We start from the raw sequence: 12541 nt of genomic DNA on the forward strand, positions 1-12541 counted from the left end.
ACCGTGTCCAACGGTGTCACTCTGCTCACCCGCGTCGCCGCGCCCGCACTCGCCGTGCTCGCCGCCGCCACCCTCACCGGCTGCGGCGGACCCGCCGCCTCGACCACACCGGCGGCGGACGGCTTCCCGCTGACGATCTCGAGCTGCGGCCGTGACGTCACCTTCGCCGCGCCGCCGCAACGGGTCGTCACCGTCGGATCCATCGGCGCGCCGATGCTCGCCGCGGCGGGCGCGGCCGACCGCCTCGTCGCCCGCACCTTCGAGACGGCGCCGTTCCCCGGGGAGTACGCCGAGGACCTGCGCGGTGTCGAGATCACCGCGCCCACCGGCGAACTGGCCCGCGAGGAGATCATCAACCGGGCCCCTGACCTGGTCGTGAGCTTCGAAGGCGCCGCCGTGACCCCCGACGACCTGGCCCAGGTCGGCATCCCGCTGCTGATCACCCGCGGCTACTGCCGCGACGCCGCGGGCTCCTTCGACGACGTGTTCGCCGACATCGCGCTCTACGGGCAGCTCTTCGGCACCGCGGCCGCGGCCGACGCCGAGGTGACGGCGCTGAAGAACCGGGTCGCCGCGGTGACCGACCGGCACAAGGCCGATACCGCGAAAACGCCCGCGGCCGCGCTGATCATCTCCCGCGACGGCGCCAAGCTCAACGCCTACGGCGGCAAGAGCACCGTCGACGCGCAGATGAAGATCCTCGGTCTGGACAACGTCTACGGCGACATCGCCAAGCGCAGCTTCGAGGCCAACACCGAAACGCTGATCGCCCGCGATCCCGAGGTGATCATCCTGCTCACCCAGGGCGATCAGACCCCCGAGTCGGCCCGTGCCGCACTGCGTGCGCGTCCCGAGCTCGCGGGGCTGCGGGCGATCGCCGGCGACCGGATCATCGTGGCCCCCTTCGGTTACACCGGACCAGGCCCGGTGGCCGTCGAGGGATTGGAAGTGCTGGATCGTGAGCTGGGCGCGCTGCGATGAGCGCGCCCGCCGTCACCGGTTATGTCGTGCGCGAAGCGCGTCCGGCGGATCTGCCCGGGGCGCGCAGCGTCATGCTGGACACCTTCTATCAGGTGTTCGGTATCGGCTACCTGCCCGAGTACCACCAGGACGTGATCGATCCGGACACCGCCTATCTGCGGCATCCCCGCAATCGGCTCTGGGTGGCCGAACACGAGGGGGCGATCGTCGCGACCACGGCGATCCGGGCGCAGGGGCCGGCGCACCCGCCGCACCCCGCCGCCCTGGCCGCGCGTTACCCGGACGCCACCACCGCTCAGCTGTTCCGGGTGTATGTGCGCCCCGAGCATCATCGCCGTGGGCTGGCCACCCGATTGGTGCGGGCGGCGGTCGCGCATGTCCGCGCGACGCCCGCGTTCGACTGCCTCTACCTGCACACCGACGCGAGAACACCGGGCGCCCTGGACTTCTGGCTGACCTTCGGCCACATCGTGCACGACGCCCGAGGGCAGCACGACGGATTCCAGACCGTCCATCTCGAGATCCCACTGCGCCGAACGGATCCCGGCGCGCCCTCCGTCGGCCAGGGCCCGAGGGCCGACGGCGCGGCACGGTAGTGACCGCCTCCCCGCCGTCGACCGGACGGCGGGGAGTGTCGGCTACACGGCGCCTGGGATGCGGCGTCAGCGGTCGGCCGATGGGTGGGCCCGTTCGAGGATCACTTCGTCGTAGGTGACGGTGACGCGGTGGTCGTGTGCTGTCGCGTGGGCGCCGAGGACGCGGATGCGACCGAGGACGTCGGGGGCGCTGTCGGAGACGATGATCGTCAGGGTGTCACGGAAATCGGGATCGGTCGCGCAAAGGTCGAGCCAGTCGGCGAACCCGGTGCCGAGCTCTTCGCCTCGGACGAGGTGACCCACGCCGCCGGAGCGGCCGGGGTGGAAGCCGTCGATCGCCGTGGCCCAGCCGACCGTGGTGTCCAGGGCGATCTCGAAACAGGCTGCGCCCGGGAACATTCCAGGCAGATCGGGGACGGGAGCCGATGTCGCCAAATCTCTGTTCCCTCCCGCGCTCGAGACCTGAGAGTATCCGGTGGCAGACTGCCGGGACGGGACCGGTAGCCGAAACGGGGGAGGGCGTCGTGGGGGACTCGGCGGAGTACGAGATCTTCGTCCGGCCGGACGCGGTCGAGCGGGCGCTGCTGATCCTCGCCGACCACGCCGACCTGCCCGCCCGCGCACCGACGACGGTGCGGCTTCCCGATCGGCGGCGGGTGACCCTGCCTTTCGCGACCAATCGCGCCGGCCGAACGATCGCCGATTGCTCGCTGGGCGCCGACCTCGAGCTGATGCTCTCGCTGCGCGTCGACGCCGACGAGCTGATCGTCGACCGCTACAACCTGTTCCCCCGCTCCCTGTTCGCCGACATCGACGGAGCTACGACGACGAGAAGACCGTCCACTGGCTCAACGGCGAGTCGGTCGACCGGATCCCGGTGCCCGGCCCCGACTTCGCGAACCTCGTCGAGCTCGTCGCCTCCTGGCGACCGGTTTTCCCGGGGTAGAGCGACCCGCTATCCGCTTGTAGCGCTCCAGGATTCGATGGTGTCGGAGAGGGCTTTCCACTCCGCGGCGGCCGCGGCGCGGGCGCGGGGCTCGAGGTCGTCGAAGGCTTCGGTCGCTCGGAGAACGGTGAGCTTGGCCATCAGGAGTCCGAGCATCCGGTAGTGCTCCATCTCGCGCAGCAGCAGGACGAACTGCCCGACCAGGCGGAGCAGGAGTGGGTGAGCGGCACCGAGTTCGGTTGTCGCCAGCACTCTTCCGTGGTCGAAGTCGTCGTACGCGAGTCGAGCGGCGCCCTCGGCGCGGGTGCCCAGCGTGCCGACGGACAGCCGTGCGATCGTCGTCTGCAGGGCCCCGGCCCTGGTCGCCGCCGCGACCCGGCGCTCCACGGCCTCGTCCGGAGAATGCGCCGCGAGCCGGAGCAGGCCGATCTCCCTGCGGATCGCCTGGACCTCGGGCGAGGTCCTGAGCGCGTTGGTGCGTTCGACCATCTCCTCGAAGGAGAACGTCCGACCGGAATCCATACCCCATCATGCCCGCGGCGCCGGCGGACACCTCAGACGGGACTGGGCTGGGCGTCGTTCGCGTAGAGCTCCTCGATCTCGGCGGCGTACTTCTCGGCGATGACCTTGCGCTTGAGTTTGAGGGTCAGGGTCACCTCGTCGCCGCCCGCTTCCCAGAACGTCGGCAGGACCCGGAATCGCTTGATCTGCTCCACCCGCGACAGCGTGGTATTGCCCTGGGCCACACCCGCTTCGATGGCCGCGAGCACCGTCGGGTCGACGGCGAGGGCGGCGGGGGAGGCGTCGGGCAGTCCGTGCGTGCGGGCATACGGTTCCACGGATTCGGCGTCGAGGACGATCAGCGCGGTGTTGTAGGGCCTGCCGTCGCCGATCACCGCCATCGCGCCTATCAGTGGCGTCGCCGCTTTGACGGCGTTCTCGATATTGGTGGGCGACATGTTCTTGCCCGACGCGTTGATGATCATCTCCTTCTTGCGATCGACCACGGTGAGATAGCCGTCGTCGTCGATCTCGACGATGTCGCCCGTGCGCAACCAGCCCTCGGCGTCGATCGCCTCGGCGGTCTGCTCGGGCAGACCGCGGTAGCCCTTCATCACCAGCGGCCCACGCACGTGCAGCTCGCCGTCCGCGCCGCGGCGGGCCCGCATCCCGGGCAACAGCTTGCCCACCGCGCCGAGCTTGGCCTCGCGCGGATGACTGACGCTGCAGATGCAGGCCAGCTCGGACATGCCCCAGATCTCGGCGATCGGGATCCCCAGACCGGCGAAGAAGCCGAGCGTCTGCGGCGGAATCGGCGCGGCGCCCGACAGCGCCCAGCGCACCCGGTCCAGGCCGAGCGCGGCGCGCAGCGCGCTCAGCACCAGTTCGTCGGCGCGCGCCCACTCGGCGGCGAGCTCGGCAGGCACCGGTTCGCCCGCCAGCTGGTGGCGGCTGCGGGCCGCGGCCACCGACAGGGCCCATTCCATGGCCTGGCGGCGCGCGGCGTCGGGCTCGCCGGCGACCCGGAACTCGATGGCGGCCTTCAGCTTCTCCCACACCCGCGGCACCGCGCCCCACACCGTGGGGCGCAGGTCGACCAGCGCCGCGGCGATCTGCTTGGCATCGCCCACGCTGGTCACCTGCGTGCCGAGCACCTCCTGCACGTACAGCGCGGTGAGCCGGTCGGCGATGTGCGCGGTCGGCATGAACGAGGTGATGGTGTCGCCGAATTCGATGCCGAGCACCTCGGCGATCCCGGCGACCTGGAACAGCAGCGCGGCGTGCGTGGTCTCCACGCCCTTGGGCGCGCCGGTGGTCCCCGAGGTGTAGATGAGGGTGGCGACATCGTCGCCGCGCACCGCCCGCCACGCGGTCTCGAAATCGAAATCGGCGGGTGCGGCGGCGACGAGCTGATCGACCGAGAGGGTGCCGGGGGGCGCGTCGTCCACACAGATGATGTGGTCGAGGGCGACTTCGGCGGCGGTGAGTGTCGCGACGTACCGCGGCTCGCAGATCACCACCCGCGCACCGGCATTGCCGAGCACGTAGGCGAGCTGCTCGGGCGGCAGGGTGTTGTAGACCGAGAACGAGGTCGCCCCGAGGTGCTGGGCGCCGACCTCGAGCGGATAGAACTCGACCCGGTTGCTCATCATCAGCGCGACGGTGTCGCCGCGGCGCACCCCGAGCCCGGCCAGCCCGGCGGCGACAGCGCGCACCCGGTCGGCGTACTCGCGCCAGGTGAGGCTCACGGTGTCGCCGGGCGTGCGCAGCGCGACGGCGTCGGGGTCGATCGCGGCGGTGCGCTGGAACGCGGCGGGCAGGGTGTCGACGGCAATGCTCATGAGGCGACGGCTTTCTGGTTCGCGAGGGGAAGATGAGCGGCGACGAAGCGGGCCGCCGCCCGGTAGGACGCCCTGGTCTCGGGAACGACCGAGGGCAGGGTCTGGAAGGCGTGCATCTGGTCCGGCCACAGCTGCAACTCGCACGGGGCGCCGGTCGCGGCCCAGCGGCGCGCGAGGTCTTCGGCGTCGGCCCGGAAGTATTCGGTGTCGCTGGTGTGGACCAGAGTGGGCGGCAGGCGCATTCCGCGCTCGGGCCGCAGCGCGAACGGCGCGTCGGTGAAGTGCCCGACGGCCTGCCTGGCCACCCGCTCGGAGAGCAGGCCGTCGCGATCCGCGCCCGTGTGCCCGGCCCCGAGCGCGAGCGTCAGATCGGACATGGGGGAGAACAGCACGAGCGCGCCGGGCCCCGGCGCTCCGGCCGCCGCGAGCCGAAGGGCCAGGTGGGCGGCGAGGAATCCGCCCGCCGAATCACCGGCGACGACGATCCGGTCGGCCGGGTGGCCGAGTACGACCAGCCGGTGAAAGGCCGCGGCGACATCGTCCGGCGCGGCGGGGAAGGGGTGCTCCGGGGCGAGCCGGTAGTCCAGAGTGCAGACCGGAAGCCTTGTCGCCGTGGACAATCGGGAGGCGACGCCGCGGTAGCCGAGCGCCGACCCGGCCACGAATCCGCCGCCGTGCACGTAGAGCACGACCGCGTCGGTGCGGTCGGCCCGTGGCCCGCGCACCCATTCGCCGACGATACCGTCGCGCTCTGCGGGCTCGGTGACGGTGCCGCGCAGCGGCGGCGCGGCAGCCCGCAAAACCTGGTCGACGAGCAGCCGCGCGGATGGGAGCGTGGCGGCGGTGACCGGCGCCAGCGCCGCCAACCGGCCCGCGGTGAGCGCCGAGAGTTGTCGCACGGTGCGTGCCCGCAGCGACCCGCGCTCGCCACTCACCCGCGGCGCTCTATCGCGCGCAGGAGCTCGTGCACCGCGGTGTCGGCCGCCAGTTTGCGGTCGAGGACCACGTTCACCGCGCCGCGCAACAGCGCGTACGGCTCCCACCCGCTCGGTGCGATGGTCCGCGGCGCCCGCCGGGTGATGCCGTCGGCGATGGTCCGCGCCGCGTGGGCGGCGCTGATGCGCACGTTGAGCGGCCACGGCAGCAGGCCGTCCAGCTCACGGCCGAGGTCGTCGGTGTCGAGCATGTCGTGGGTCATCGCGGTCTCGACGATGCCGAAGTAGGCCACCCCTGCGCTGGCCCCGCTCGCGGCGAGCTCGACGCGCAGCGCCCGGCCGAACTGTTCGACCGCGGCCTTGCTCATCATGTACGGCGACCCGCCCATTCCCGGCGCGAACGCCGCGCACGAGGAGACCACCACGACGTGTCCCCGGGCCCGCACGATATGGTCGAGCGCGGGATGCACGGTGTTGAAGGCGCCGGTGAGATTGATACTCAGCACCCGGTCGAAATCCGCCGGGTCCATCGTGCGGACGGTGGCGGGCACCGGGGTCACCCCGGCATTGGCGACGACCACGTCGAGGTGGCCGAACCGGCGCGCCACCTCGTCGACGACGGCACGCATCCCGGCGCGATCGGCCACGTCGGCGGCGACCGCGTGCGCCGCGGGGCCCAGGCTCGCCGCCGCGGCCTCGGCCGACCGCTCGTCGATGTCGACGACGGCGACCAGCGCCCCGCGCTCGTGCAGGACGGCCGCGAGCTCCCGGCCGATCCCCTGGCCCGCGCCGGTGACGAGGACGGCCTTGCCCGCCAGGTCATAGGTCGGGCCGAACCACCGGGTGGGGTCGAGCGCGGACAGTGCCCTCATGCCGACACCTCGTACGACTCGATGTCGAAACGCCGTGTCCGGCGTCGGTATTCGAAACTCCAGCTCGGGTACAGGCCGGCGTTGCCGCCGTCCGGGGTGGTGTAGTAGCTCTCGCACCCGCCGGTGAGCCAGACGGTGTCGGCGCTGCGGCGGCGCATCTCGTCGACGAAGGCGTCCTGCACGTTCTCGCGCACCTCCACCCGGCGCTGTCCGCTCGCGCGCAGGGTCTTCAGCGCGTCGACGATGTAGGCGACCTGGGATTCGATCATGTAGACCGCCGACTGGTTCCCGGCCGCGCCGAACGGCCCCAGCGTGCAGAAGAAGTTGGGGAAGCCGGCGACGGCGGCGCCGAGATAGGTCTGCGGGCGCCGGGCGTACAGGTCCGCGATCGACCGCCCGTCGCGGCCGACGATGCGGTCGAACGCAGTGGGAATCGTGGTGAACCCGGTGCCGAAGATGATGGTGTCGACCGGGATCTCGGCGCCGCCGCGGGTGACGATCGCGTGCGGCCCGACCTCGGCGATGCCCTCGGTCACCACCTCGACGTTGTCCTTGTCCAGGGCGGGCAGGTAGGCATCGGAGAAGATCGCGCGCTTGCAGCCGATCATGTAGTCCGGTGTCAGCGTGGCGCGCAGGCGTGGATCGCGGATCTGGCGGCGCAGCTGGATCCGGCCCAGCAGTTCGTAGGGGTGGCGGAACCGGTTGTCGACGAATCCGACGAGCCCGAACCCCTCGATCAGCGAGTACCAGGTGCCCCGGACCGCCTTCTGCGCCAACGGCAGGTGCCGCAGCAGCCGCCGCTCCAGCCCGAGCGTCGGGCGGTCCAGGCGCGGCACGATCCACGGCGCCGAACGCTGGAACACGGTCAGCGCCTCGACCTTCGGCTGGATCTCGGGGATGAACTGGACCGCGGAGGCGCCGGTGCCGATCACCGCGACGCGTTCTCCGGTCAGATCGTGGTCGTGATCCCAATGCAGGGAATGGAAAGTCCTGCCGCGGAAGGACTCCAGCCCGGGGAGCTCGGGGTACTTCGCCTCCGCGAAGATGCCCGCGGCGGAGATGAAGTAGTCGGCGGTGAGTGGGCCGCGCGAGGTCTCGATCCGCCACAGCGCGGCGGCCTCGTCCCAGCGGGCGTCGAGGAGTTCGGTGCGCAGACGCAGATGCCGCACGACATCGTGGCGTTCGGCGACCGTGCGCAGGTACGCGAGGATCTCGGGTTGCTTGCCGTAGGTGCGTGACCAGGACGGATTCGGGGCGAAGGAATAGCTGTAGAGCTGGGAGGGGACATCGCAGGCGCAGCCGGGGTAGGTGTTGGCCTGCCAGGTGCCGCCGAGATCGTCGGCCCGGTCCAGGACGACGATGTCGTCGAACCCGGCTTCGCGCAGCTTGATCGTGAGACCGATCCCGCCGAACCCGGCGCCGAGCACGGCGATGTGGGTGTGTTCGGGCAGCGGGCGGTCGGAACGGGAAGAAGTCATGGGGGACCGGGCCTTTCGCGGTCAGAGGTCCAGCGTGAGTGCGCCGCCGGTGGAGCGGGACACGCAGGTCAGCAGGTGGTCGGTGCGCTCGTCGCCGGTGAGCAGCAGGTCGCGGTGCTCGACCTCGCCAGCCAGGACGCGGGTCTTGCAGGTTCCGCAGAATCCCTGCCTGCAGGAGAAGACGACCTCAGGCCGCACGCGGCGGATCGCGTCCAGCGCGGTCTCGGTGCTGCCGACGCGCACGGTGCGACCGCTGCGAGCGAGCGTGATGTCGAACGCGCGGCCGTCGACCACGGGCCTGGCCGAGAACAGCTCGGTGTGCAGGGAGGCCGTGGGATTCAGCGTGAACAGGGTGCGCTGGGCCAGGTCGAGCACCGGCGGTGGACCGCACACGTAGACCGCGGCGCCGGGGGCCGCGGTGGCCAGCAGCGCGGGGAGGTCGGGCGTGCCGGTCTCGTCGTCGGGGCGGATGTCGGTGCCCGGCGGCACCTCGGCCAGGAACGGCATGGTCTCGCGCGACCTGCCCAGATACACCAGCCGTCCGCGCGCGCCTGCCGTCCACGCCATCGGCAGCAGCGGGGTGATCCCGATGCCCGCCGCGACGAACAGATACGACGGCGCGGTCTCGATGAAGGGAAAGGCATTGCGCGGCCCACGGATTCGGAGCGGGTCGCCCGCGCGCAGAGCGTGCATCTCCAGGGAACCGCCGTCGCCGTCGGCGATCCGGCGGACCGCGAGGCGATAGTGGTGCCGGTCGCGCGGATCGCCGCACAGGGAGTACTGGCGCTGCCGCCCAGAGGGCAGGAACACATCGAGGTGCGAGCCCGGTCGCCACGTGGGCAGGGGCGCGCCACCGGGGCGGCGCAGCGTCACACCGACCACGTCCGCGGCCTCCGGGCGCACCGACTCCACCACGACATCGAGGTCGAAACCGCGGTGCCGCACGGGATGCGGTGGCGACAGCGCCGGCTGGGTGAACACCTTCTTGTAGACGTCGACGGCCACCCCGAGCGCGCGCAGGCCCGGCGTCGCGACCCCGCTCACGCGCGCGCCGCCGGCGAGTGCGCCAGATACCGCAGGGCGTTGTCCATCGAACCCAGTTGGGAGGGATGGAAACCCGGCCGCAGGTAGCGCGGCATCTCGGTGACGAAGGTGGTGAAGCTCGGGATCACGCCGCGCACCGTCGCGCTCACGAACTGCCGCGCCCAGGACCGTCCCTTGTCCCGGCTCGGATCCTTGCGGTACAGGTACGCGGTCGAAATGATGAACAGCGGCAACAGCGTTCCGCTGGCCAGTAACCCGGTGCGCGCCCGGCGCAGGTACCCGCCGTCGACGTGCATGTAGGCGTCGAACACCACGCTGCGGTGCTCGACCTCCTCGGCGCCGTGCCAGCGGACCAGGTCCAGCATCGTCGGGTCCATCCCGAGCTCGGCGAGCACCTTCGACTCGAGCAGCCACTCGCCGATCACGGCGGTGAAGTGCTCCATCCCGGCGAAGAGCCCGAGACGTTCCTTGAGCCATTGCTCCTTGGCGCGACCGGACAGCCCCTGATCGCCCAGCAACCGGTCGACCAGCCAGGCCACCCCGGCCACATACGACTCGACGTCGAGACCGATCGACTGCAGGTGCTCGCGCGCGCCCTCGTGACTGCTGGCGTGCATGGATTCCTGCCCGATGAAGCCGGTGACCTCCTCCCGCAGCCGCTCGTCGTCGATGTGGGGGAGCGCCTCGGCCAGGCAGGCGGCCATCGCGCGTTCGCCCTCGGGCAGGACCAGGTGCATCACATTGGTGACGTGCGTGGCCAGCACCTCCCCGGGGATGTAGTGCATGGGCACCGACGAGAAGTCGAAATGCACATCCCGGGCGTGGATCGCGTGCGCCTCTTCCTGATAGGAGCGCGCCGTTGCACTGTTATCAGCCATGCGACGACCGTACAGTGCAACAAAAAGTATCGCAATGTTGCATTCAGGCGGCCTGCTACCGTCGACACGTGCTTTCCACCGCCGCGACCTCGGGAGATTCACCCGCCGCCGACTCCGTCGAAGAACGGATTCTCGACGCCGCGCTCGTCCAGTTCGAGCGCGTCGGCGTGCGGAAGACCACGATCGAGGACATCGCCAGGGCCGCCGACGTGGACCGTGCGACCGTCTACCGGCGCATCGGCTCCCGCGACGACGTGGTGCGCGCCGCGTTCGAGCGCGAGGTGCGCGGGCTGCTCGACGACTTGCGCGACATCCCGGCGCGCCACGACGGGTTCGACGACATCGTCGTCGACGTGTTCACCACCGTGGTCACCCGCTGGCGCACCCATCCACTGGTGGAGCGGCTGCTCACGCTCGAGGCCGACCGCATCCTGCCCCAGCTCACCGTCGAGGGCGGGTCGTTCTTCCTGCTCTCGGTCGCGGCGTCCACCGAGATCCTCGGAAAGGTGCTGGAGGACAGCCGGTTTCCGGCCGTGCCGGATCTTCCGGCGCGCGTCGAGGTGGCCTGCCGGGTGGTGCACTCGCTGATCCTGCAGCCGGTCGGCGGCATCGACACGAGCACGCCCGAGGCGCTGGCCGCCTTCGCCCGGGCCTACATCGTCCCGATTCTCACGCCGTAGCCGGTCCGGGCCCTCGCGTGTCGGACCGCACTGCCCGGAAGTATTGACAAGTCGCCAATAGTGCTGCGATCGTCACTATTGCTTGGGCTTCCGACTATCGGATCCCCTTCTGCTTCGCGCGGCGAGGTCGCCGAGGTGCTGAAAACCAGTTCGACCATCGAGGAAACATGACCGAGGCATCCGTTCACGGGGCGATCCGGCCGTCGGCCCGGGGTGTGCGCGGCGACGGCAGGCGCGCGCATCGTCGGCGTGCCGTCGTGGCCGCGGCACGCGACGTCTTCGTCGTCAACGGGTTCCACGGTGCGCGGATGGCGGAGATCAGCGCGCACGCCGGGATCAGCAAGCCCGTGCTCTACGACCACTTCGCCACCAAGCTGGACCTGTATCTGGCTGTGCTGCAACAGTATCTGGATCGCATGGTCGCCGACGTGCGCGCGGCGGTCGTCGCAGGCGACACCGCGCGGTCCAAGACGCGCGGCGCGGTCGCGGTGTACTTCGACTTCGTCGACGACGACCCGGGCGGGCACATCCTGGTGTTCGAGTCCGCGGTGCCCAGTGAGCCGAGCGTCGAATGGCGGGTGCGCTGCGCGCTGAGCGCCTGTGCCGAGCTGGTCGCCGCCGAGCTCCGTGGCGCGGGCGTCGCCGACACGTCCGCGCGGATGTACGCCTGGAGCATGGTCGGCATCAGCCGGCTGGCCGCGCGCCACTGGCTCGACGCGGGCAGGCCGATTCCGAAGCGGGACGCCGTCGATGTCGCGGCGGCCCTGTGCTGGAGCGGGCTGTCGGGCGTCGAGCGCAAACCCGCTCTTCGACCTTCGATCGAACGGACGACCTCCTATGCCCTTCGCCCTGCGTGAATCCGACGACGCCTTCCTCGCCACCGCACCCCACCGCTGTGTCCACGTCGTGGAGCTCACGGCGTCCCCGCGCGCGGTGTGGGCCGCGCTCGTTGCCGACGACGCGCTCGTGTCGTGGTCGACGGCGGTCACCGGAATGCGCTGGACCTCCCGGCCGCCGCACGGTGTGGGTGCCACGCGCGTGGTCACCCTCGGCGGGGTCGCGGCACTGACCGAACGCTTCTATCGCTGGGAGGACGAGCGGCGGATGACCTTCACCGTCGACGCGGCCTCGGTGCCCGGCCTGCGCCGCTTCGCCGAGGATCTCGAGCTGACCCCTACGGCCACCGGCACCACGCTGACCTGGACGTTCGCGGTTGAGGGTGGTCCCGTGCTGCGTCCGCTGCTCGGGCTGTCCGGCCCGGTCACCCGAGGCCTCACCGGCTCGATCGCCCGGGGGATCCGGCGCGCGATCGCCGCACCGTAGGCGGCCCTGGGGAAGGACGGCTCGATTCGGGTGCGCGCCATCGACCTGCGCGCGGAACTCGTCGCCGCGGTGGAGGAGGTGATCGCCGCCGAAGCCCACCGGCACGAGGACCAGGCGCTGACCAAGCCGGCCGTCGAGCTGGGGCGCGACGAGGGGCTGGCCGTGGTGGGCCTCGGCCCGACGACGGCGGCGCTGCGCACGGCCGATGTCGAGCGGCTGCTGCTCGACCCCGACCGGCTCGGGGACCGCACGGTGCTGGTCGGCGCCGATCGCGCGCAGGTGATCGCCGAGACCGGCACGCCGTCGAGCTGGAGTGGTAACACCGCGCACCGGCAGACCTGCCGGGCCGACGAGGCACTGCCCGTCGCCGCCCTGCTGATGGGCGCGGAGGTGAGCACCGTGGCCGGTGGGCTGCCGTCGGAGGACGGCGTCGCCGCACTGGTGCGGCACCGCTGAGAACCGAGAC

The 12541-nt window shown here is 71.3% G+C and carries 14 protein-coding genes; 6 read left to right on the plus strand and 8 right to left on the minus strand.

Annotated elements, in window-relative coordinates:
• Positions 1-3: 3 nt before the first annotated feature.
• Both DFR69_RS16835 and DFR69_RS16840 read left to right on the plus strand, forming a co-directional pair.
• Positions 4-981 carry an ABC transporter substrate-binding protein gene (locus tag DFR69_RS16835; protein WP_110038505.1) on the plus strand — a complete coding sequence of 326 codons (978 nt, stop codon included), beginning with the start codon at positions 4-6 and terminating at the stop codon, positions 979-981.
• On the plus strand, positions 978-1577 hold the full coding sequence (locus DFR69_RS16840) for a GNAT family N-acetyltransferase (RefSeq protein WP_110038506.1): 600 nt from the start codon (positions 978-980) through the stop codon (positions 1575-1577). Before DFR69_RS16835 ends, DFR69_RS16840 begins: the two co-directional genes overlap by 4 nt.
• A gap of 66 nt (positions 1578-1643) precedes the next feature.
• Here the strand turns inward: DFR69_RS16840 and DFR69_RS16845 are convergent, their stop codons facing one another.
• From DFR69_RS16845 to DFR69_RS16880, 8 genes are all read right to left on the minus strand, one after another.
• The gene (locus DFR69_RS16845; protein ID WP_186817530.1) at positions 1644-2012 is read right to left on the minus strand and encodes a hypothetical protein; all 369 of its coding nucleotides are present in this window, start codon (positions 2010-2012) and stop codon (positions 1644-1646) included.
• Between the two features lie 520 nt (positions 2013-2532).
• Complete coding sequence (locus DFR69_RS16850) at positions 2533-3045, minus strand: hypothetical protein (protein ID WP_110038508.1); 513 nt, start codon at positions 3043-3045, stop codon at positions 2533-2535.
• 32 nt (positions 3046-3077) lie between these two features.
• On the minus strand, positions 3078-4865 hold the full coding sequence (gene fadD11 / locus DFR69_RS16855; RefSeq protein ID WP_110038509.1) for a fatty acid--CoA ligase FadD11: 1788 nt from the start codon (positions 4863-4865) through the stop codon (positions 3078-3080).
• Positions 4862-5800: an alpha/beta hydrolase gene (locus tag DFR69_RS16860; RefSeq protein WP_167456296.1), complete on the minus strand. Its 939-nt coding sequence runs from the start codon at positions 5798-5800 to the stop codon at positions 4862-4864. The genes fadD11 and DFR69_RS16860 overlap by 4 nt, the downstream gene beginning before the upstream one ends.
• Positions 5797-6672: a short-chain dehydrogenase/reductase gene (locus DFR69_RS16865; protein ID WP_110038511.1), complete on the minus strand. Its 876-nt coding sequence runs from the start codon at positions 6670-6672 to the stop codon at positions 5797-5799. The genes DFR69_RS16860 and DFR69_RS16865 overlap by 4 nt, the downstream gene beginning before the upstream one ends.
• On the minus strand, positions 6669-8150 hold the full coding sequence (locus DFR69_RS16870) for a flavin-containing monooxygenase (RefSeq protein ID WP_110038512.1): 1482 nt from the start codon (positions 8148-8150) through the stop codon (positions 6669-6671). The genes DFR69_RS16865 and DFR69_RS16870 overlap by 4 nt, the downstream gene beginning before the upstream one ends.
• Positions 8151-8171: 21 nt before the next feature.
• Entirely contained in the window at positions 8172-9194 is a 1023-nt protein-coding gene (locus DFR69_RS16875) for a PDR/VanB family oxidoreductase (RefSeq protein ID WP_110038513.1), read from the minus strand.
• Complete coding sequence (locus tag DFR69_RS16880; RefSeq protein WP_110038514.1) at positions 9191-10072, minus strand: metal-dependent hydrolase; 882 nt, start codon at positions 10070-10072, stop codon at positions 9191-9193. Before DFR69_RS16880 ends, DFR69_RS16875 begins: the two co-directional genes overlap by 4 nt.
• A gap of 68 nt (positions 10073-10140) precedes the next feature.
• Between DFR69_RS16880 and DFR69_RS16885 the strand changes: the two genes are divergently transcribed.
• From DFR69_RS16885 to DFR69_RS16900, 4 genes are all read left to right on the plus strand, one after another.
• On the plus strand, positions 10141-10752 hold the full coding sequence (locus tag DFR69_RS16885; protein WP_244198304.1) for a TetR/AcrR family transcriptional regulator: 612 nt from the start codon (positions 10141-10143) through the stop codon (positions 10750-10752).
• 167 nt (positions 10753-10919) lie between these two features.
• Positions 10920-11609, plus strand: a complete 690-nt coding sequence (locus tag DFR69_RS16890) for a TetR/AcrR family transcriptional regulator (protein WP_110038515.1) — start codon at positions 10920-10922, stop codon at positions 11607-11609.
• Positions 11590-12075 (plus strand): SRPBCC family protein, encoded by a 486-nt coding sequence (locus DFR69_RS16895; protein ID WP_110038516.1) that lies wholly within the window; start codon positions 11590-11592, stop codon positions 12073-12075. Before DFR69_RS16890 ends, DFR69_RS16895 begins: the two co-directional genes overlap by 20 nt.
• A gap of 30 nt (positions 12076-12105) precedes the next feature.
• The gene (locus DFR69_RS16900) at positions 12106-12531 is read left to right on the plus strand and encodes a hypothetical protein (protein ID WP_110038517.1); all 426 of its coding nucleotides are present in this window, start codon (positions 12106-12108) and stop codon (positions 12529-12531) included.
• The last annotated feature ends 10 nt before the right edge of the window (positions 12532-12541 follow it).

It is taken from the genome of Nocardia neocaledoniensis, from assembly GCF_003182135.1.
GTDB lineage: Bacteria > Actinomycetota > Actinomycetes > Mycobacteriales > Mycobacteriaceae > Nocardia > Nocardia neocaledoniensis.